Raw genomic sequence first — 21,442 nt, 5'->3', positions numbered from 1 at the left:
ATTTCGCCGGGGCATCCTATCTTGCCCGGTGAAAGAGAGTGATGATGAACGACGAGAAGGACCCGCAGGGTAATCCCTGGATCAAGAGCGCGATGATTTGGGCGGGGGTCATTATCGCCCTGTTACTCTTCGTCTCCATGTTCGACAGCCGGACCGCTTCGCAGGCGGGCACCGGCATTGCCTATTCCGAATTCCGCTCGAAGGTGCAGGAAGGGCAGGTTAAGGACGTCGCTATCGCTCCCGACAAGATCAGCGGCACACTGAGCAGCGGGCAGCGGTTTAACACCGTGCCTGTCAATGATCCGGGCCTGACTGGCCTGCTCGACGATTATAATGTCAAATATTCCGGCCAGACCGAGGAACAGCCCAGCTTCTGGATGATCCTTATCTATCAGTCGCTTCCTTTCCTGCTGATCCTGGGCATCGCCTTCTTCGTGCTGCGCCAGATGCAGAAGGGTGGCGGCGCGGGCGGCGCGATGGGCTTTGGCAAGTCCAAGGCCAAGCTGCTTACCGAAAAGCATGGCAAGGTTACGTTCGATGACGTCGCCGGCATCGACGAAGCGCGCGAGGAACTGCAGGAAATCGTCGAGTTCCTGAAGGACCCGACGAAGTTCGCGCGTCTGGGCGGCAAGATTCCCAAGGGCGCGCTGCTGGTCGGCTCGCCCGGCACCGGCAAGACGCTGCTCGCCCGCGCGATCGCGGGGGAGGCGGGCGTGCCCTTCTTCACCATTTCCGGCTCCGACTTCGTCGAAATGTTCGTCGGCGTCGGCGCGAGCCGCGTGCGCGACATGTTCGAACAGGCCAAGAAGAACGCGCCCTGCATCGTCTTCATCGACGAAATCGACGCGGTCGGCCGGCATCGCGGCGCGGGCCTGGGCAATGGCAATGACGAGCGCGAGCAGACGCTGAACCAGCTGCTGGTTGAGATGGACGGTTTCGAGGCGAATGAGGGCATCATCATCGTCGCGGCGACCAACCGCCCCGACGTGCTGGACCCCGCGCTGTTGCGTCCGGGCCGGTTCGACCGCCAGGTCGTGGTGCCGCGCCCTGACATCGAGGGCCGCGAGAAGATCCTGGCGGTGCATATGAAGAAGGTGCCACTGGCGCCCGACGTCAATCCGCGCACCATCGCGCGGGGCACGCCTGGTTTCTCGGGCGCTGATCTCGCCAACCTCGTCAACGAAGCGGCGCTGATGGCGGCGCGGCGGGGCAAGCGTCTGGTCGCCATGGACGAGTTTGAGGCGGCCAAGGACAAGGTCATGATGGGCAGCGAGCGCCGCTCGATGGTCATGACCGACGATGAGAAAAAGATGACCGCTTATCATGAGGCGGGCCATGCCATCGTTGCGGTCCATGAACCGGCGTCCGACCCAATCCACAAGGCGACGATCATCCCGCGCGGCCGTGCGCTGGGTATGGTGATGCGCCTGCCCGAGCGGGACAGCTACAGCTATCACCGTGACAAGATGCATGCGAACATGGCCGTCGCCATGGGCGGGCGCGTCGCCGAAGAGATCATCTTCGGATATGATAAGGTGTCCTCGGGCGCTTCGGGCGATATCCAATATGCCACCAAGCTGGCGCGCGACATGGTCACGCAATGGGGCATGTCCGACAAGCTGGGTCCGCTGCAATATGAAGAGCAGCAGGGCGAAACCTTCCTCGGCTATTCGCAGAGCCAGCGCGTCCACATGTCGGACGAGACGGCGAAGCTGATCGACAAGGAAATTCGCGGCCTGGTCGAGCAGGGTTATACGCGGGCTCAGGAAATCCTTAAAGGTCATGAGGATCAGCTGCACCTGCTCGCCAACGCGATGCTCGAATATGAGACGCTGAGCGGTGAAGAGATCAAGACGCTGCTCGATAAGGGCGAAATTACTCGCGACGACGGGACGACGATCAAGCCGTCGGTGATCCCGGCGGCGGGCTCCTCAATTCCCAAGACGCGCAAGCGCAAGGGGCCGTTTGGGGAACCTTCGCCTGCAGGGATCTGATAGGACGAGACAGAGGGCGGAGCCGGGAGGTTCCGCCCTTTTTCAGTGAGTTTACGCTCTACCCCGCTTTGCCCCGAGTCTGCGGAAGGGCACGAGACGTCTCGACCTTTGGCCGCGGGCTTCGACAGGCTCAGCACGAACGGAGGTGGGTTGCAGGCGTTAGCTTCTCGCTGATCCGCACCTTGCCAACAAAATGCCCCCAAGGGTCTGGCCGTTTCGCTGGTTAATGGTTACATGGGCCGCCACGAATCCCCAGCGGTCCTCGCCGACACGCGCAGCAGAAAGTGGCTTTCACATGGATATCCGCCTCGGCCTCACCTTTGACGACGTGCTGTTGCAGCCCGGCGAATCCGATGTGCTGCCCAGCCAGGCGGACACCAGCACTTTTGTAACCAAGCAGATCAAGCTCAACATTCCGGTCCTGTCGTCCGCAATGGATACGGTAACGGAAGCGGACATGGCGATTGTCATGGCGCAGCTCGGCGGCATCGGCGTGCTTCACCGCAACCTTTCGATCGAGGAGCAGGCAGCGGCGGTCCGGGCGGTCAAGCGGTTCGAAAGCGGCATGGTGGTGAACCCGATCACCATTACGCCTCGCGCCACGTTGGCAGACGCGCAGATGCTGATGGACCGCCACAGGATCAGCGGCATTCCGGTGGTCGAGGATTCGGGCAAGCTGGTCGGAATCCTCACCCATCGCGACGTACGCTTCGCCGAAAATCCGGCTCAGCCGGTCAGCGAGCTGATGACCAAGGACAATCTGGCCACCGTCAAGGCGGGCGTGGGTCAGGAGGAGGCGAGGCGGCTCCTGCACCAGCGCCGTATCGAGAAGCTGTTGGTGGTGGACGATGATTATCATTGCGTCGGCCTGATCACCGTCAAGGATATCGAGAAGGCGGTCACTTATCCGCAGGCGACGAAGGACGGCTCCGGCCGCCTGCGCGTCGCGGCGGCGACGACCGTGGGCGACAAGGGGCTGGAGCGGAGCGAAGCGCTGATCGATGCCGAATGCGACCTGATCGTCATCGACACGGCGCATGGTCACAGCAAGCAGGTCGCCGTCGCTGTCGAGGCGGTGAAGCGCCTGTCCAACCATGTCCAGGTGGTGGCGGGTAATGTCGCCACTGCAGAGGCCACCAAGGCGTTGATCGACGCTGGGGCGGATTGCGTAAAGGTCGGCATCGGACCTGGTTCTATCTGCACCACCCGCGTGGTGGCAGGCGTGGGCGTGCCGCAGCTTACCGCCGTCATGGATGCTGCCAATGAAGCCGCGAAGCAGGGCGTTCCAGTCATCGCGGACGGTGGCCTGCGCACCTCCGGCGACGTGGCGAAGGCGCTGGCGGCCGGTGCTGGCTGCGTCATGGTCGGATCGCTGCTGGCGGGCACGGCCGAGGCGCCGGGCGAAACCTTCCTCTACCAGGGCCGCGCCTATAAGAGCTATCGCGGCATGGGCAGCGTCGGCGCGATGGCGCGTGGCTCGGCGGACCGCTATTTCCAGGCGGATATCAAGGACCAGATGAAGCTGGTGCCCGAAGGCATTGAGGGCCAGGTGCCGTTTAAGGGACCGGCGAAGGATGTCATTCATCAGTTGGTCGGCGGCGTGAAGGCGGCGATGGGTTATACCGGCAGCCGCACGATCAAGGATCTTCAGGAACGCGCGCGCTTCGTCCAGATCACCAATGCAGGGCTTTCGGAGAGCCATGTGCATGACGTGACGATTACGCGAGAGGCTCCCAATTATCCGACGCGTTAATCTCTTCCTTAAGCCCCTTCCTTTCAGCGGCGGGGTTGGGCCGGGGGATCAAGGCTGGGCGCCGCGCTTGAGGCGCGTCCCCTCCCCTGAAGGGGAGGGGCTTTTCGCGCCATGACGCCATCCGCTCGCGTCCAGGCTGCGGTCGAGCTGCTGGACGCCATCATCGCTTCGGCACGGGATGGCGGGCCGGCGGCAGACACGCTGATAGCGCGCTACTTCAAGGAACGACGCTACGCCGGATCGCGCGACCGGCGAGCGGTGCGCGATCATGTCTATGATGCGGTGCGCCGCACGGCGGAGCGTCCGGAGAGCGGTCGCGCGGCGATGATCGGCCTTGCGCGTGAGCGGACTGAGATCGCTGTATTGTTCGATGGATCGCCCCATGGGCCTGCGCCCATTGCGCCGGAGGAGCCGGGGGCTGCTGGCGGAGCCGTGCCTGCATGGCTTGCGCCGCTCCTCGCCAATCCGGTCGAACAACAGGAACTGCTGGGCCGGGCGCCCGTCGATCTGCGTGTAAACCGGCTGAAGGCCACGCCGGACAAGGTTGCGCCCTTGTTCCCCGACGCTGTCGCGATCGATGGACTGCTGGATGGACTGCGCCTGTCTGAAGGCTGGCCTGTCGAGCAGAGCGATGCGTGGAAGCAGGGGTTGATTGAGGTGCAGGATGCCGGGAGTCAGCTGATCTCCGCCGCTTGCGCAGTAGAACCCGGCATGACCGTCATCGACCTGTGCGCTGGTGCAGGCGGCAAGACGCTGGCGCTTGCCGCGGCGTTGGCGGGCGAGGGGACGCTGATTGCGGCTGACACGATCCGATCGCGGCTCGCCCGCCTTGCGCCGCGTGCAGAGCGGGCGGGGGCGACGTTCATCGAAACGCTGCTGCTTGATCAGGGGCATGAGGCGGGTGCGCTGGAAAGCCTCAACGGGCGGGCGGATGTCGTGTTGGTCGATGCGCCTTGCTCGGGCACTGGCACATGGCGGCGCAATCCCGAGGCGCGTTGGCGGTTGACGCCTGCCCGGCTTGATCGGCTGGTGCAGGAACAGGCGCGGATTTTGGATTTCGCCGCGCCGCTCCTCGCGCCGGGTGGTGCGCTGATCTACGCGACCTGTGCGCTGACGGACCGGGAGGGGGCGGGGCAGGTGCGCGGCTTCCTTGATCGGCATCATGGATGGGAAGCCGAGCAGATCCGGATCGAGCAGGGCCGCGATCATGGCGGTGGGCGGCTGCTGACGCCGGGTCATGATGCGACAGACGGTTTCTATTTCGCGCGGCTGCGGCGCATGGCATGAAAGAGGCGATGGACAAGCCCAGCCAAAATGACGACAGTTGGGCAGAATCAACGCCTGAAACATGGCTGGAGTTGTGCATGCGCTTTACCCCTGCTTCGATCGCCCTGGCCGCCCTTTTGACCACCGTGTCCAGCGTCGGGCTGACACAGCGGCCCGACACGCAGATTTCACCCCTGTCGATCGAATGGCAGCATGCCGGCGTGGCTGCGCGCAAGGCTGGCAATTTCGAAGGAGCAAACGACGCGCTGGAGACCGCTCTGGCGGTCGATCCGCGCAACCGCACAGCTTATGTCGAACTCGCCGAAGTCGCGCGCGCACAGGGGCTGCAGGGCAAGGCGATCCGCCTCTATCGCGAGGCGCTGCTGCTCGATCCGTCCGATGTGGGCGCATTGGTCGGCCAGGGTGAAGCGATGGTGGAAAAGGGCGCTATCGCGAAGGCGAAGGAGAATCTTGTCCAGGCTCGGAATGCCTGCAAGTCGGACTGTGCTGCCGTGGGCAAGCTGGCTGCAGCGATCGAGAAGGGCCCGCCTGCGACGGTGCTGAGCGCGAAGGAAGGCGTGGCGGTGCCGAAGGTTCCGGTGACTGAGACGCCCTAAGTTTTTCTGCATTATCCGGCCTGTTTTTGGGTAGGCCATGGAGCGGAAAGGGCTGGAGAACTTGTTTCCAATCCGTGCGCATAAAGGAAGGATTCGGGCTGCTACCGCCCGATCACCCGCGCGAGTTCGACGAACTCTTCCACACTGACCGTTTCCGCGCGTCGTTGCGGATCGATGCCGACGGTCTCAAGCGCATCAAGAGCGCCCGGCAGACCCTTCAGGCTTTGCCGCAGCATCTTACGGCGTTGACCGAAGGCGGCTGCGGTGAGGCGTTCGAGATGCTTGAGCTGCACAGCTTCGGGTGCTGGCTTGGGCGTTATGTGGACTACGGCCGACATGACCTTGGGCGGCGGGGTGAAGGCGCTGCGGTGAACCTTCATCGCGATGCGGGCGTCGCTGCGCCATTGGGACAGGACGGCCAGGCGGCCATAATGGTCGCCGTTAGGCTTTGCGACGATACGCTCGGCTACCTCCATCTGGAACATGAGGGTGAGGGACGACCACCAGGGTAGCGGTTCCCAATCCGCCGAAAGCCAGCCGATCAGTAGCGCCGTCCCAACATTATAGGGCAGATTGGCGATGATATGGGCCTTCTCGCCTGCCTCCGCACGCGCATCCACCTGCATGGCGTCGCCGGATATGACGCGCAGCTGCCCTGGAAAGGCATCGGACAACTCGGCGAGCGCGGGAAGGCAGCGATTGTCCCGTTCAACGGCGACCAGCCGCGCGCCCGCTCGCAGGATCGCGCGAGTCAGGCCGCCGGGGCCGGGACCGACTTCGAAGGCGGGCTGATCCTTGAGCGATCCGGGAATGGCGGCGATGCGGTCGAGCAGTTGCTCGTCCAACAGGAAGTTCTGTCCCAACGCCTTGCTCGCCTGCAGACCGTGCGCGGCGATGACTTCACGTAGCGGTGGCAAGATCGGCCGTGCTTCAGTTCCCATAGGTGAGCCGCGACCGGGCTGCTTCCGCCGCCATCTTGAGGGCCCCCATCATCGCGCCGGGATTGGCGCTGTCGGTCCCGGCAATGCCGAAGGCCGTGCCATGATCGGGTGAGGTGCGGACGATCGGCAGGCCGAGCGTGATGTTGACGCCCTCATCGAAATGCAGCGTCTTCAAGGGGATCAGCGCTTGATCATGATACATGCACAGCACCGCATCGTAGGTTTCGCGCGCGCGGGTATGGAACAGTCCATCGGCGGACAGGGGGCCGACAATGTCCATGCCTTCCTCGCGCAGCGATTCGATCGCGGGCCCGATAATCTCTATTTCCTCGCGGCCCAGCGCCCCGCCTTCTCCTGCGTGGGGGTTGAGCCCCGCGACGACGATGCGCGGGCGGGCCACGCCGAAATTGCGTTGCAGCCCCTTCACCGTGGTGATTGCTCGCGCCCGGATGAGGTCGATCGTCAAAACGGACGGCACCTCGGCAAGCGGAATGTGAATGGTGACCGGCACGACTTTCAGCGTCGGGCCGGCGAGCATCATCACGGCATTATGCGGCGCTACGCCGCAGCGTTCCGCCACGAACTCCGTCTGGCCGGGGTGGGTGAAGCCGACGCCATATAGCTGTTCCTTGCCGACAGGGGCTGTCACGATCCCTGCCGCCGATCCTGTCCGCGCCAGGCCCACGGCAGCTTCCAGTGCCTGGAAGGCGGTGCGCGCGCCATCGATGCTTGGCGTTCCCGGCACGATCTCGCCAGCATCGGCGACTTGAAGGCAGGGCAGGGCGGTGTCGAAAAGCTCTGCCGCTTCTTCAGGCGTAGCGATGGGCGCGACGGGCCCTTGCCAGACGCGGCGCAGCGATGCCGCATCCCCAACGGCGAAGAAAACGGGCAGTCCGCGCGCTTCGCGCATAACCCAACTTTTCGCGACGATTTCAGGTCCGATTCCCGCCGGGTCGCCGAGCGGCACCGCGAAAGGTGCCAGCTCCGGACGAGCCGAGGCGGGATCAGTTATAGTCGATGACGGCATCGCGACGAAGATCGCGCAGGTAGATGCGCGCACGTTTGTTGACTCTCTCTTCCTCCAACTGCGCCATGATCTGCTCGGCATTAGGCGCGGCTGCTCCGCTCGCCTCGTCACGGCCGCAAACGACCAGTACGCGCACGCCATCATTGATCGACCCGAATGGCGGCGTGGCCTGCCCGACCTGCAGGCCCAGCAGGATGTCCTGCAACTGAGGGGGAAGGTCGCGCACCTTCACATTGTCATTATCGACTACATCAGCGCCGACCTTGCCGCCCAGTTCATTGGCCTGGCCGCATCCCTTAATCGACTTGGTCTGCGCAGCGAAGGCCGCCGCCCGGCTGCTTGCCTGTTCCTTCGTAGTGCCGGCAGGGAAGCTGATCGACAGCTGCTTGAGGCTGAGCAGCGCGTCACGCGGATCGGCCGTCAGCACTTTGCGCTTGTCCATGACATAGATGAGCGAGACGCCGCCCGGAACCGGTATGGGGCCAGCAATCTGGCCAACCTGCATCTCGGTCGCCGCCTTGGCCAGCTCATCGGGCAACTGGCCTGGGCGAACCCAGCCAAGGTCACCGCCCACCGCTGCGGTCGATGCTTCGGAGAATTGCCGTGCGTAGGCCGCGAAGCTGCCGCCCTGCTTGATCTGCTCGATGATATTGCGGGCGTTGGTGACAATCTGCGCCTGATTTTCAGGGGTGGCCGACAGGTAGATTTCGCCGATGCGATATTCGTCGCTACCCTTGGCAGCGTTCATGCGATCGACGACCGACTTCACTTCGTCGGCGGACACATTGACGAAGGGTTGGATGTTGCGGCGGAGCAGGCGGCTCCAGGCCAGCTCGCCTTCGATCTGCCGCCGGATGCTGGCGGGCGCGCTGCCCTGCGTACGCAGATATTGGTCGAATTGCGCGGGGGATTGGCGGAAATTCGCCGCGACGCGCTCATAGCTCTGGTCGATCTCCGCCTTGTCGACTTTGATGTCGTGGGCGGCGGCCTCCTGAATCTGCAGCGTTTCGTCGATTAGGTTGCGCAGCACCTGGACGCGCAGCCGCTCCTTTTCCTCCGCCGACACCTTGCCGCCATTGGCGGTGATGATAAGCGCGAGGCGCTGATCGACATCGGTGCCGGTGATGATGCGGCCGTTGACGATCGCTGTCGCCTTGCGAACATTAGGATCACTCTTGCCAAAGATGGTCACGTCCTTCGGCAGATTGAGCTGCTGCGTCGCGACCTTGTCATCGTCGCCGACGGTCTGGGCCGCGACATGATTGACGCTGGACCCGAGCAGGATCGAGGACAGAAGCAGGGCGCGCACGCTGGTCCGGAAGGACTGGCCAAGGCGGTAAGACGGGGAAACGACAGGCTGCATCGTCGGCAAAACTCTCCAATACGGTCCGGCGCTGATGCGCCGATCCGCCTTAACCGGTCCTGAGCGGAAGGGCGGGAAGGCTGATCCTTATATGCCGATATTCCGAAAAGCCAGCCGTAGTTGGAAGCTGTTGCCCTTTCGCGCGTCGCCGGCCGCCAGATAGTCGCGCCGCCAGGTGAGGCCCAGCGTCAGGCAGTCATCCTCATAGGCGACGCCAAGCCGGTGACGGACGGGTTCATAGCCGTCGGCAACGCTCAGCGGATCTTCCTTCCCATCGGTCAAATCGACAACAGTCGAGCCGAAGACGGACCAGAAGCGGGCAAACTGGACGCGGCCGCCCAGCCGCAGTTCCTCGCGGTCCTGAAGATCCTCCAAGCCGGTCGCGGCGTTGCGGTTCAGACGCAGATAGCCCACCATTGCATAGGTTTTGCGACTGCCGATGGTGGCATCAACCTCATTGCGCCGCACGGACAGGCCATCCTTGTCGAGACGGAAGCGGTGAATGAGGCTGATGAAATCCTTGTAGCGCACGGTTGTACGGCCGACGATATCGGACATGCGGTCCGATAATCCGGTGCCGTCGGGCAGGATGCTTTCGCGATTGTCGAGCCGATAGCTTTGCCCGACCACCGTGTCGAGCGAGAAGCCGGGCAGTGAGAGGTTATATTCCAGGCCGTAGGTGATGCGGCTTGAATCCTCGAACCGGTCATAGCCCGCGAAACGATTGAGGGCGAAGAGGTTGCTGTCCTCCAGATCGATCGCGCGCGCGTCCTCATTGGGTACGGACAGGTTGGCGAGCCGAGGCGCTGCGACGATCTGAACGCGCGGGGCGATACGCTGCACGCCACCGAACGCCTCGCCGATGAAGGGCCAGCGGACATCCATCGCCGCCGCCGCGATGCCGCGCGCCTTCCAGCCCGGATCACCAGCATAGCGGGGGATGTTGTTCAGCAGATTGTCGCTGCTGTGATAAACGTCGCCGCGCAGATAGGTGGTGAAGTTCACCTCCTGGCCCATGCCTGTCAGCTTGCGCAGGTTCCATTCGAACGCGGCAAAGGCGCGCTGCGTATCCTGCCCATCGGTGCGGGTGATGGCCAGGCTGTTGGCTTGCAGTTGGATACGGCCGCCCAGCAAAGGGTCGAGCAGACGGAGACGATAATCGATGACGGGAAGGGCGATCGGGGTCTGGCCTTGCGGGTCGCCGCTGCGCAACGTCTGCACCGCCCAGCCGGCGATGGAGAAGTAGCTGTTCTCGCCGATCCGCTGCGCCCCCAGGGTCGACCGCAGCCGGTCATCGCGGCTGATGTCGTAGCGGCGCAGGAAGGTGCGGTCGCTGGCGACGCGGATCGATCCGTTGATGCTCCATTCCGGCGTCAGCTGCATGCCGCCGCTGGCGTCGATATAGCCGCGAAAGTCTTTTTCCGTTCCCGCAGGCGTGGTCGATCCGGGCAAGGTGCTGCTGGCCGCCGACCGGCTGGCATGGGTTGCGTAGCCGGTGATCTGGTAGGCGCCGCGATCCCAACGATGGCGGAAGTTCGCCTCCAGCATCGGCAGCGTTTCGGAATAGATGTGCGGCGTAATCGTCAGATCGCGGTTGGGGGCGAGCTTCAGATAATAGGGAAGCGCTACTTCCAGCCCGTTGGTGCGGTCGTACCGGAGATTGGGCACCAGCAAACCGGAGCCCCCGGTATCGCCCACCGGATGGGAAAAGCCCGGCAGCGGGATCAGCGGCAGGCCGAACAGTTCGATATTGGCGTTGCGATATTTGACCCGAGCGGCGACCGGATCATAGACGACCTTCACCGCCTTGATCTGCCAGGTCGGCTCCTTGGGACAGCCGTGGCTGTCCTCCACCTTGCAGCCGGTATAGGCCGCCTTGTGGAGCGTATACACGCCGTTCACGCGCACGCCCTGGGCCGCCGCCAGCCGACCGCCGGACTGCAGCACCAGCAGCATATTCTCGACAGTGCCGTCCTTCAGCGTGTCGGTAACCTGGAAACGGTCGCCATAGGCGATATTGCCTTCGGGATCGGTCGCAGAGACATTGCCGCGCGCTTCGACCTGTCCGGTCGTGCGGTTCCAGACCACCTTGTCCGCGCGCAGGCGGTTGCCCTGCCGCAGCAACTGGACGTTGCCGCTGGCCGTTACGATTTCCGTGTTGCTGTCATATTCCAAGCTGTCGGCGGCAAAGCCGATCTGCTCGTCGCTGGCGGGAACGGGGGCGTCGGGCGTGCTGACAGGGGCCGGTGGCTGCTGCAGATCCTGCGCCGCCGCATAGGGCATTGCGCCCATACAGACGAGCGCCACGCCAGCGGCAAGCATATGTTTCAGATGCGCGGAACGGGTGAAAATCTGCAAGGGGATCGTGCCTCTTCGGGGGCGCTTCGTTGCCCGCCTATCGCATTGCTTTGCCTGCGCCGCAATCTTTCGTCACGCTTCTTTTGCCGGAAATCGGTCGAACGGCTTTGCCAGATGGAGCAAGCGACATTATCTGACTTGGCGCGTTCCTTGCGCTCGACGATCAGAAAAGAAGAAGGACCCTCGATGGAAATCGCGTTCAGCCCGGTGCGTCCAGACGCCGACACCCTGGTCTTTGCCGTGCCCAAGGGCGGTTTCGACGCCCTGCCGGTCGCGGCGGCGGCGACTTTGGCGGCGGGCGCGGTGGCGGCGCGATTCACGGGCGAGGCAGGGGCGAGCTTTGAGAGCTTCGCGGAGGAGGGCGGCAAGGTGCTGCGCGTGGTGCTGGTCGGCACGGGCGCAGGCGCCGACACGGATATGGAGCGCGCGGGCGCTGCGCTGACGGCCCGCCTGCTGACGAGCGGCGCTACCCATGCGGCAGTAGAATTTTTTGGCGGGGCAAGCGGCGAGAAGGCGGCGCATTTCGCTTTCGGTGCTCTGCTGCGCGCTTGGCGGATCGATACCTACCGTACCCGGCAGCCGGAAAAGGCGAAGCCGACGCTCACCAAGATCAGCCTGGTCGCCAACGGCGCAGAAGCGGAATGGCAGCGGCTGGCCGCCGTGGCCGAAGGCGTCGCCTTTACGCGCGAGCTGGTGTCAGAGCCCGCGAACATCTTGTATCCGGAGAGCTTCGTCGAACGCTGCCGCCATCTTGAACAGATGGGCGTCAAGATCACCGTTCTCGACAAGGCGGCGATGGCCGAACTCGGTATGGGCGCGCTGCTCGGCGTGGCGCAGGGATCGGTGCGTGAGCCGCGCCTGCTGGCGATGGAATGGGACGGCACCGGCGGAGCGGAAAGCAAGCCCATCGTCTTCGTCGGGAAGGGTGTGACCTTCGATACGGGCGGCATTTCCCTGAAGCCTGGCGCGGGCATGGAAGACATGAAGTGGGACATGGGCGGCGCGGGTGCGGTCGCGGGCGCAATGAAGGCGTTTGCGGGCCGCAAGGCGAAGGCGCGCGTCGTGGGCATCTGCGGCTTGGTGGAAAATATGCCCGACGGCAACGCGCAGCGGCCGGGCGACATCGTCACATCCATGTCGGGTCAGACGATCGAGGTCATCAATACTGATGCCGAAGGCCGCCTGGTGCTGTGCGATGTCATCACCTGGGCGCAGAAGACCTATGCGCCGGAGGTTATCATTGATCTTGCAACGCTGACCGGCGCTATGATTGTCGCGTTGGGCGATCAATATGCGGGCATCTTCGCCAATGACGATGGGCTGGCCGAGGATCTGATCGCCGCAGGCAAGGCGAGCGGGGACCAACTGTGGCGCTTCCCGCTGTCCGACGCCTATAACAAGCTGATCGACAGCCCGATCGCCGACATGAAGAATATGGGCGCGCGCTACGCCGGATCGATCACCGCGGCGCAGTTCATCAAGCGCTTCGTCGATGAAGGCGTCAAATGGGCGCATCTCGACATTGCGGGAATGGTCTGGGCCGACAAGCCCGGCGCGACCTGGGACAAGGGCGCGACCGGCTATGGCGTCCGCCTCATCGACCGGCTCGTGAGCGACAAGTTCGAGCGCTGATGCAAGTCGATTTCTACCAGCTGAGCCGCGATCCCGTCGATCAGGTGCTGCCCGCCATTGCCGCGCGCATCCTGGGGCTAGGGGAGCGGCTATTGGTGGTGGCGCAGGATGAGGCGCAGCTGGGGCGTATTTCCACGGGACTATGGGCCGGGCCGCCGGAGAGTTTCATCGCCCATGGTCGTGCGGGGGAGGGGAAGGACTCCCTCCAACCCGTGCTGCTGGCGCAGGATTGCGTGCCTGCAAATGGCGCCCGACATATAGCGCTGGCCGATGGCCTCTGGCGTGAGGAAGCGCTGGATTTCGACCGAGCCTTCTACTTCTTCGACGCGGTCACCATTGACGGGGCGCGCGAAAGCTGGCGCTCACTTTCGAAGCGCGACGGCGTCACTTCCCGCTTTTGGCGGCAAGAGCAGGGCAAATGGGTGCAGGGGCCGTAAGTGCCTCCACCTGTCCGCGCCCCCTTGCAGTGCGGGACAGCGCGGTCTAAAGGGCGCGCCAATTCCAACAATCCGGAGCTTTTGAGCCTCATGGCTGTGACCCGCACCTTTTCGATCATCAAGCCCGACGCCACGCGCCGCAATCTGACCGGCGCCGTGACCAAGAAGCTGGAAGAAGCGGGCCTGCGCGTCGTCGCATCCAAGCGCATCCGCATGAGCCGCGAGCAGGCCGAAGGCTTCTACGCCGTTCACAAGGAACGCCCGTTCTTCGCTGACCTGGTCGCCTTCATGATTTCGGGCCCTGTCGTCGTCCAGGTTCTGGAAGGCGAAGACGCCGTGAAGCGCAACCGCGACATCATGGGCGCTACCAACCCCGCCAATGCCGACGAAGGCACGATCCGCAAGGAATATGCCGAGTCGATCGAAGCCAATTCGGTCCATGGTTCGGACAGCGAGGAAAATGCGGCGATCGAAATCGCTTATTTCTTCAAGTCGGACGAAATCGTCGGCTGATCGAACGACAGAAAAATAAAATGGGCCGGCGGGACATTGTCCTTCCGGCCCATTTTTGTGTCGGTTGTAGGTGAGAAGACGCCGCTCCCAACAATTCATCACTCCAGCGGAAGCTGAGGTCTCAGGCTGTGTCGGGCGTCTTCTCAGATTCCAGCTTTCGCTGGAATGACGGGGAGTGAGCTAAAGCAACTCACCCCGCTTGCGGTGGAGCCTCGAAGCGGTCGATCACCCATTCCTCAGCCTGAGCCCCGCCGATCCATTCCTGCATCCACGGGTGGGCGATGATCGCCTGCATATAGGCGTCAGCAAAGCGGGCGACGGGGAGTTGGTAGGTAATGAAGCGCGTCACGACCGGCGCGAACATGACGTCGGCTGCGCTGAACTCGCCGAACAGAAAGTCGCCGATTCCGCCATAACGTGCGCGCGCCTGCGCCCAGAGCTGCATAATCCGCGCAATATCCTGGGCAACCGCTTCGGAGGGCGGCACGGCAGCGTAGATCTGACGGATGTTCATGCTGTGCTCTCGGCGCAGCGCGGCGAAGCTTGAATGCATTTCCGCCGCCATTGAACGCGCCATCGCGCGGGCGGCAGTGTCGGCGGGCCAGAATTTGTCGCCACCCGTTTTTTCATTGAGATATTCGATGATCGCCAGGCTGTCCCAGACCACCGTGTCGTCCCCGTCCCACAGGATCGGCACCTTACCCGAGGACGGCGCGAACTCATCGCCTTCGCGCCGCTTCTCCCAAACCTCATCATAGAGCGGAACCACGACTTCCTCGAACGGCAAACCGCTCAGCTTGCAAGCGAGCCAACCGCGCAGCGACCAACTCGAATAAGCCTTATTGCCTATGAACAGCTTCATCATCGCTCCTCTTTAGACGGGGGCGGGAAGGGAAGTCGAGACCGGCGCGCGCGGCGAATCTGGTCATACGCCTCTTTTGCAGGTGAAAATTTCTCTCCGGCAGGGCTGGATGCACCGTGCGCAGGGTCGTAAGCCGTCGCCTGCATCGAGAAGCCGGGGGCATGATATGGATTGGCTGCATGGGATCGCGGGCCTGTTCGTCGGGTTGATGGTCGGCCTGACGGGCGTAGGCGGCGGGTCATTGATGGCGCCTATCCTCATCCTGTTGTTCGGCGTCGCGCCCGCGACGGCGGTTGGCACCGACTTGTGGTTTGCGGCCATCACCAAGTCCGTGGGTGGCACGATCCATCATCGCCATGGCGGCCCTGACGGCGGGCCTGACTATGAGGTGGTGAAGCGGCTTTGCCTTGGCAGCCTGCCTGCCGCCCTGATCATGCTGCTGATTCTTTCGCAGACGCATGTTGAGCAGATCAAGGGCGGCATCGTGACCATGGGCCTTGGGTTCGTGTTGATCGCCACGGCGGTTGCGATGCTGCTCCGTGGTCGTTTCCACCGCTGGGCGCTGGCGCGGCGCGTAGGGACAGCCGACAGCTTCACGCGCTGGCAGCCTGCGCTGACGGTGGCGGCAGGGGCGCTGCTGGGGGGCATGGTGACGCTGACTTCCGTTGGTGCTGGGGCGATCGGCGCGACATTGCTCTTGGCGCTCTATCCCATACGCATGCGCATGCAGAGGCTGGTAGCGACGGATATCGTTCATGCCGTCCCGCTAACTCTGGTGGCGGGATTGGGGCATTTGTGGATCGGGAACGTCAATTCCGAACTGCTGCTCAACCTGCTGCTCGGGTCAATTCCGGGCATCATCATCGGCTCACTGCTTGCGACGCGCGCATCGGACCGCGTGCTTCAGCCGCTGCTGGCGGTTATTCTGGCGGTGGTCGGCTGGCGCCTGATCGCATGAATGCTGACAAAGGCGCGCTTGGAGGCCCGAGCCGGAATCGAACCGGCGTATACGGATTTGCAGTCCGCTGCGTCACCACTCCGCCATCGGGCCTTGCGCATGTGGGACGCCGCAAATGTGAGGCTTTTGTTTCAAAGTCAAGCACGCGGGTGGCGCTCCCCTTCAAGATTCTCGCTCATGGGCGCGGAAAGCCGCTTGGCGTTGCAAGCCCCGTGATTTAGAGGTCCGTTAACGTCAGCACTGTGTTGCCTTCCCAATACAGTTGTGCCAATCGAGGAAGTGTCGTGACCGAGCAGAATTTTTCATCGATGCGGGCCGCCATGGTCGAAAGCCAGCTTCGTACCAGCGATGTCGATGACCAGCGCGTAATCGCGGCGATGGCAAAGGTGCCGCGGGAAGATTTTGTACCCGCCGAGCGCCGGGCGATGGCCTATATCGACCGCGCGGTTCCGCTTTCGAACGGCCGCGCGCTTAATCCTCCCTTGGCGACTGGGCGCTTGCTCAAGGAAGGCCGGGTTGAGGAGGGCGATCGCGTCCTGCTCATCGGGGCTGCGACAGGATATAGCGCGGCGCTCCTGACAGCGCTGGGCGCGAAGGTGACGGCGGTGGAGGCCGAAGACGGGCCGCAGCTTCTGGACGGCGCTGCCAAAGTCGTGCGCGGTGCGCTCGCCGCGGGCGCTCCTGAAGGCGCGCCATATGACCTGCTGTTCATCGACGGGGCCGTGGAGGAAGTGCCCGCCGCGCTCGTTCAGCAACTTGCCGATGGCGCGCGGGTCGTGACGGGTCTGGTGGAGCGCGGCGTCACACGCCTGTGCAGCGGGCGCGTAATTTCGGGAGTGCTGGGCCTTGCAAGCCTTGCCGATCTGGAGATGGTGGTGCTGCCCGGTTTTTCTGCGCCGGAGCGTTTTGTTTTTTAACAGGCCGGGGGGGTCATGACAGCGAAGCAGGTGTTTCTTCGGTACTCCGCCGCCACGGTTTTGCTGCTCCTTAACGCTGGCATGGCAAGCGCGGAGACCCTCCAGGGTGCGCTCGCCAAAGCCTATCGATCCAATCCCACCCTCACCGGTACGCGTGCGCAGCAGCGCGCAACGGATGAAAATGTGCCGCTTCGCAAGGCCGATGGCCGTCCCGCCGTAGGCACTACCGCAGAGTTTCAGGAACTGATCGTCAAACCGGCACGCTCCTTCCTGGCGCCCGACCGGTCGCTGGCGGGGACCGCCAACGTCAGCGTGCCCATCTATCAGGGCGGCGCGGTGCGCAACGGGGTCAAGGCGGCAAAGGTCCGCGTCGAAGCGGGGCAGGCCAATCTGCGCGGGACAGAAGCGTCGATCTTCTCCCAGGTCGTCGCGGCCTATATGGACGTTATCCGGGACAGCGCCATCGTCTCCTTCAATATGGGCAATGTGAATGCGCTGGAGGTCAACCTTCAGGCGTCCAGCGACCGGTTCGAGGTGGGCGATCTGACCCGCACTGACGTTGCCCAGTCCGAGTCGCGGCTGGCGCTTGCCCGATCGGACCTGCAGACGGCCCGGGCCAACCTCATCACCAGCCGGGAAAATTACATCGCTCTGGTTGGCGCTGCGCCCGATGACCTGCAGCCGCCCCCGCCATTGCCCGGCCTGCCTGCGTCCCCAGAAACGGCTGTGCAGGTGGCGCTTGCCGACAATCCCGACATTATCGCCGCGCGCAAGCTGCGGGAGGCGGCGCGGTATGACGTGAGGGTCGCGAAGGCAGGCGTCCTGCCGACGCTGTCCGGTTTCGCGCAGGGCAGCTATACCCATTATCTGGGATCGCTGCATGAGGCGGGCAATCCCGATCCGTCGCAGACCAACAAGCAGGTGGTAGCGGGCGCAACGCTGCGTCTGCCGCTCTATCAGGGTGGCCGTCCCGGCGCGCAGGTGCGCCAGAACCAGGCGCTGGAATCGCAAGCGATCGAACAGGAAATCGAGGTCGAACGCGGCATCATCGCTCAGACCCGCTCCGCCTATGCAAGCTGGCAGGCATCTCTGCAAAGCATCGAATCCAACCAGAAAGCGGTGGAAGCCGCCAATTTATCGTTGGAAGGCGTGCGCGCCGAAAATTCGGTCGGCAGCCGCACCATCATCGACATATTGAATGCCGAGCAGGAAGCGCTGAACGCCAAGGTTCAGTTGGTTTCGGCGCGCCGCAATGCCTATGTCGCGGGCTTCAGCCTGCTCGCCGCCATGGGGCACGCGGAAGCGGACGACCTAAGCCTGGAAACGGGCGCGCTTTATAACCCCATGGTTAATTACGACCGGGTCAAAGGCAAGTGGTTCGATTGGGATTTCGACCCCGCGCCCAAGCCCCAAGCAACGCGAACCGTTGACACGCCTGTACAAAATGCCAATGTGCCTGCTGGGTTGGGGCAACAACCTTAGGTTAACAGGGACATTCATGGGCGACATGAGCAAGGAACCCTCGATGGAGGACATTCTCTCGTCCATCAAGCGCATCATTGCGGAGGAAGGCGAGGAGGCCGTGCAGCCTGTGTCGCGCCGCGGCAAGTCCGACGCTGCGCCCAAGCAGGCAGCAGAAACCACCGATCCGGCGGTGGAAGAAGTGCTGGAACTGACTGACGAGGTTGGAGCGGAGGAGCCGATGCCTGCCCATAAGACGTCTCGTGCACCCCGGATCGAAGCGGCGGTGGAGGATAACTCCATTCTTTCGGTCGAAAGCGAGGTCGCGGCGCGTCATTCCCTGTCCACCTTGTCTTCCATGCTGGTGACACCCAAAGATGGCGAGGATAACACATTGGACGGGCTAGTCCGCGCGATGTTGAAGCCGATGCTCAAGGAGTGGCTCGACGCGCGCCTGCCCGCGCTGGTCGAAGATATGGTCGCCAAGGAAATCGCCCGGATCACTGCCCGCTGATCGGGCGCGGGCCGAAACGGATCGTCATGACTTGCTTTGACGCTTGGTTCGACCGCTGGATGAAGCGGTAAAAGCGCTGGAATGGTCAGGGAAGGGGCATTAAGGCGCCTTTCCATGACCGAATTGCCTAAAACCTTCGACCCCGCCGAAATCGAATCCCGCTGGTACGCCCATTGGGAAAGCAAGGGCCTGTTCCGGCCCGAGCGGCCCGGCGCTGAGCCCTTCACGATCGTCAACCCGCCGCCGAACGTGACGGGCAGCCTGCATATTGGGCATGCCCTCGACAATACGCTGCAGGACATCGTGATCCGTTACGAGCGGTTGCGCGGCAAGGATGCGCTGTGGGTGGTTGGCACCGACCATGCGGGCATCGCGACCCAGATGGTGGTGGAACGGCAGTTGAACGCTGTCGGACAGAAGCGCACCGATTTTTCGCGCGATGACTTCGTCGCCAAGGTCTGGGAATGGAAGGCGGAAAGCGGCGGCGCGATCACACGCCAGCTGCGGCGTCTTGGCTGTTCGATGGATTGGGCCAATGAGCGTTTCACCATGGATGAGGGCTTTTCGAAGGCTGTGTTGAAGGTCTTCGTGGAGTTGCACAAACGGGGGCTGCTCTATCGCGACAAGCGCTTGGTGAATTGGGACCCGCATTTCCGGTCTGCCATCTCGGACCTGGAGGTGGAGACAAAGGAAGTAAAAGGCGGCTTCTGGCATTTCCGTTATCCGCTGGCCGATGGCGTCAAGCTGGCGAACGGAGCAGATCATATCGTCGTTGCGACCACTCGGCCGGAGACCATGCTGGCGGACATGGCGGTCGCCGTGCATCCCGAAGATCCCCGCTACAAGGATGTCATCGGCAAGGATATCCTTCAGCCGATTACCGGCCGCCGGTTCAAGGTGGTCGCGGATGATTATGCTGATCCTGAACTCGGATCGGGTGCGGTCAAGATTACGCCGGGGCACGACTTCAACGACTTTGAAGTGGGCAAACGGGCGGGCTTCAAGGCGGCCGACATGCTCAACATGTTCGATGCCGACGCCAATGTTATCCAGAGCGCTGACGGACTTATCCCCGACCGTTTCCTGGGTCTCCACCGCTTCTGCCGCGATGGCGTCGATGGCGCGCGTGAGTTGGTTGTCGCTGAGATGAAGGCGCTGGGCCTGCTTGTTCCATATGTCACGAAGAACAAGGAAGGTGAGGAAATCGAGGCCGATGCCGAGCCGCGGACCATCCAGACGCCCTTTGGCGACCGCTCGGGGGTGGTGATTGAACCATGGCTGACCGATCAATGGTATGTCGATGCCGAAAAGCTGAGCATCGCGCCGATGCAGGCCGTGCGCGACGGGCGGATCGAGATCGTGCCCAAGACGTGGGAAAAGACTTTCTTCAACTGGATGGAGAATATCCAACCCTGGTGCGTGTCGCGCCAACTGTGGTGGGGGCATCAGATTCCCGCTTGGTATGACGAAGACGGCAATCCCTACGTCGCTGAAAGCGAGGAGGAGGCGCAGGCCCTCGCCGGTAACAAGAAGCTGACCCGCGACCCGGATGTGCTCGACACCTGGTTCTCCTCGGCGCTCTGGCCCTTCGGTACGCTTGGCTGGCCTGAGCAGACCGAAACGCTCAAGCGTCATTATCCAAACGATCTGCTGATCTCCGGCTTTGACATCCTGTTCTTCTGGGACGCGCGCATGGCGATGCAAGGGCTGGAGTTCATGAGCGATGTGCCGTGGCGCAAGCTTTACCTGCATGGGCTGGTACGCGCCGCGGACGGGCAGAAAATGTCCAAGTCCAAGGGCAATGTCGTCGATCCGCTCGGCCTGATCGACAAGTTCGGCGCCGACGCGCTGCGTTTCTTCATGAGCGCCATGGAAAGCCAGGGCCGCGACGTGAAGATGGATGAGAAGCGGGTCGAGGGCTATCGCAACTTCGCGACCAAGCTGTGGAACGCGGCGCGCTTCCTGCAATCCAACGGCGTCACGGCTTCGACAACGCACGAAGCGCCTCATGCCGAAGCGCCGGTCAATCGCTGGATCATTGCCGAGACGGTTGCGACCGTGCAGGCGATAGACACCGCCATGGCCGAACTGCGCTTCGACGCAGCGGCCAACGCCATCTACCACTTCGTCTGGGACCAGTTCTGCGACTGGTATATCGAGTTGACCAAGGGCTCGATGGACGAAGAGACCCGTGCTGTTGCGGGTTGGGCGTTCGACCAGATATTGGTCATGCTGCATCCCTTCATGCCCTTCATTACCGAGGAGTTATGGAATCTCACCGGCGAGCGGGAGAGCGAGCTGATTGTCGCGCGCTGGCCCCAGGCGCTCTACGCCGTCGATGCGCAAGCGCAGGCGGAGATCGATTGGCTCATCCGTCTGATCAGCGCGATGCGCACTGCGCGCACCGAGCTGAACGTGCCACCGGGGGCCAAGCTGCGCGTCATTGCGCGTGATGCTTCCGAGGAGACCCGCCGCCGTATCGACCGACAGGGCGCGGCGCTAGCCCGCCTTGGCCGGGTTGAAAGCCTGTCCTTTGGCGACGCCGTCGAGGGTGGAGCGGCGCAGGTCGTTGTCGATGAGGCGACGTTCATCCTGCCGCTGGAGGGCGTCATCGACATCGGTGCGGAGCAAGCTCGTCTCGCCAAGGCGCTCGCCAGTGCGGAGAAGGAGCGCGACTCCTTGTCCGGCCGGCTGTCCAATCCGAGTTTCGTTGAAAAGGCGAAACCCGAAGCCGTGGCGAAGGCGCGTGAGGATCATGCGGAAAAAGCCGCTGAGGCGGAAAGGCTGAAGGCGGCGCTGGACCGGCTCGCCTGATCGGCTACTGTGACC

17 protein-coding genes and 1 tRNA gene are annotated in these 21,442 nt (G+C 63.3%); 12 read left to right on the top strand and 6 right to left on the bottom strand.

Annotated features, from left to right (window positions below):
- Nucleotides 1–44 precede the first annotated feature (44 nt).
- The 4 genes from ftsH (at nt 45) to EP837_RS04090 (ending at nt 5,630) form a co-directional block, all read left to right on the top strand.
- Nucleotides 45–1,994, top strand: a complete 1,950-nt coding sequence (ftsH, locus tag EP837_RS04105; protein ID WP_066528657.1) for an ATP-dependent zinc metalloprotease FtsH — start codon at nt 45–47, stop codon at nt 1,992–1,994.
- A gap of 295 nt (nt 1,995–2,289) precedes the next feature.
- Nucleotides 2,290–3,747, top strand: a complete 1,458-nt coding sequence (gene guaB, locus EP837_RS04100; protein ID WP_066524674.1) for an IMP dehydrogenase — start codon at nt 2,290–2,292, stop codon at nt 3,745–3,747.
- 111 nt (nt 3,748–3,858) lie between these two features.
- Nucleotides 3,859–5,034 carry an RsmB/NOP family class I SAM-dependent RNA methyltransferase gene (locus EP837_RS04095; RefSeq protein ID WP_066524672.1) on the top strand — a complete coding sequence of 392 codons (1,176 nt, stop codon included), beginning with the start codon at nt 3,859–3,861 and terminating at the stop codon, nt 5,032–5,034.
- 77 nt (nt 5,035–5,111) lie between these two features.
- Nucleotides 5,112–5,630 carry a tetratricopeptide repeat protein gene (locus tag EP837_RS04090; protein ID WP_066528649.1) on the top strand — a complete coding sequence of 173 codons (519 nt, stop codon included), beginning with the start codon at nt 5,112–5,114 and terminating at the stop codon, nt 5,628–5,630.
- Nucleotides 5,631–5,731: 101 nt separating this feature from the next.
- On the opposite strand, the gene rsmA is transcribed toward EP837_RS04090, so the two are convergent.
- The 4 genes from rsmA to EP837_RS04070 form a co-directional block, all read right to left on the bottom strand.
- Complete coding sequence (gene rsmA / locus EP837_RS04085; protein WP_066524670.1) at nt 5,732–6,571, bottom strand: 16S rRNA (adenine(1518)-N(6)/adenine(1519)-N(6))-dimethyltransferase RsmA; 840 nt, start codon at nt 6,569–6,571, stop codon at nt 5,732–5,734.
- Nucleotides 6,561–7,598 (bottom strand): 4-hydroxythreonine-4-phosphate dehydrogenase PdxA, encoded by a 1,038-nt coding sequence (gene pdxA, locus EP837_RS04080; protein ID WP_066524669.1) that lies wholly within the window; start codon nt 7,596–7,598, stop codon nt 6,561–6,563. Before pdxA ends, rsmA begins: the two co-directional genes overlap by 11 nt.
- Nucleotides 7,576–8,961, bottom strand: coding sequence for a peptidylprolyl isomerase (locus tag EP837_RS04075; protein WP_066524666.1), 1,386 nt, complete (start codon nt 8,959–8,961; stop codon nt 7,576–7,578). The genes pdxA and EP837_RS04075 overlap by 23 nt, the downstream gene beginning before the upstream one ends.
- An 87-nt stretch (nt 8,962–9,048) precedes the next feature.
- On the bottom strand, nt 9,049–11,283 hold the full coding sequence (locus EP837_RS04070) for an LPS-assembly protein LptD (protein ID WP_066524664.1): 2,235 nt from the start codon (nt 11,281–11,283) through the stop codon (nt 9,049–9,051).
- Nucleotides 11,284–11,505: 222 nt separating this feature from the next.
- On the opposite strand from EP837_RS04070, the gene EP837_RS04065 reads away from it, so the two are divergent.
- From EP837_RS04065 to ndk, 3 genes are all read left to right on the top strand, one after another.
- Entirely contained in the window at nt 11,506–12,951 is a 1,446-nt protein-coding gene (locus tag EP837_RS04065) for a leucyl aminopeptidase (protein ID WP_066524662.1), read from the top strand.
- Nucleotides 12,951–13,388, top strand: a complete 438-nt coding sequence (locus tag EP837_RS04060; RefSeq protein ID WP_066524660.1) for a DNA polymerase III subunit chi — start codon at nt 12,951–12,953, stop codon at nt 13,386–13,388. Before EP837_RS04065 ends, EP837_RS04060 begins: the two co-directional genes overlap by 1 nt.
- 90 nt (nt 13,389–13,478) lie before the next feature.
- Nucleotides 13,479–13,901 (top strand): nucleoside-diphosphate kinase, encoded by a 423-nt coding sequence (gene ndk / locus EP837_RS04055; RefSeq protein ID WP_066524658.1) that lies wholly within the window; start codon nt 13,479–13,481, stop codon nt 13,899–13,901.
- A 190-nt stretch (nt 13,902–14,091) separates the two neighbouring features.
- Here the strand turns inward: ndk and EP837_RS04050 are convergent, their stop codons facing one another.
- A complete protein-coding gene (locus EP837_RS04050) occupies nt 14,092–14,766 on the bottom strand; it encodes a glutathione S-transferase family protein (RefSeq protein WP_082919541.1) in 675 nt (224 codons plus the stop codon).
- A gap of 163 nt (nt 14,767–14,929) precedes the next feature.
- Between EP837_RS04050 and EP837_RS04045 the strand changes: the two genes are divergently transcribed.
- Complete coding sequence (locus EP837_RS04045) at nt 14,930–15,721, top strand: sulfite exporter TauE/SafE family protein (protein ID WP_066524655.1); 792 nt, start codon at nt 14,930–14,932, stop codon at nt 15,719–15,721.
- A 19-nt stretch (nt 15,722–15,740) separates the two neighbouring features.
- On the opposite strand, the gene EP837_RS04040 is transcribed toward EP837_RS04045, so the two are convergent.
- Nucleotides 15,741–15,814: transfer RNA gene (locus tag EP837_RS04040), tRNA-Cys, on the bottom strand.
- 191 nt (nt 15,815–16,005) lie between these two features.
- On the opposite strand from EP837_RS04040, the gene EP837_RS04035 reads away from it, so the two are divergent.
- The 4 genes from EP837_RS04035 (at nt 16,006) to EP837_RS04020 (ending at nt 21,427) form a co-directional block, all read left to right on the top strand.
- Nucleotides 16,006–16,638 (top strand): protein-L-isoaspartate O-methyltransferase family protein, encoded by a 633-nt coding sequence (locus tag EP837_RS04035; protein WP_066524653.1) that lies wholly within the window; start codon nt 16,006–16,008, stop codon nt 16,636–16,638.
- Between the two features lie 15 nt (nt 16,639–16,653).
- Nucleotides 16,654–18,120, top strand: a complete 1,467-nt coding sequence (locus EP837_RS04030) for a TolC family outer membrane protein (RefSeq protein ID WP_066524652.1) — start codon at nt 16,654–16,656, stop codon at nt 18,118–18,120.
- 16 nt (nt 18,121–18,136) lie between these two features.
- Nucleotides 18,137–18,613, top strand: a complete 477-nt coding sequence (locus EP837_RS04025) for a DUF2497 domain-containing protein (protein ID WP_066524650.1) — start codon at nt 18,137–18,139, stop codon at nt 18,611–18,613.
- Nucleotides 18,614–18,727: 114 nt separating this feature from the next.
- Nucleotides 18,728–21,427 carry a valine--tRNA ligase gene (locus tag EP837_RS04020; protein ID WP_066524649.1) on the top strand — a complete coding sequence of 900 codons (2,700 nt, stop codon included), beginning with the start codon at nt 18,728–18,730 and terminating at the stop codon, nt 21,425–21,427.
- Nucleotides 21,428–21,442: the final 15 nt, after the last annotated feature.

The sequence above is a fragment of the Sphingobium sp. EP60837 genome, assembly GCF_001658005.1.
Classification (GTDB): Bacteria; Pseudomonadota; Alphaproteobacteria; order Sphingomonadales; family Sphingomonadaceae; genus Sphingobium; species Sphingobium tyrosinilyticum.
Note: the sequence above shows the minus strand (reverse complement) of the source record. Positions and strands in the feature narration are given on the sequence as shown.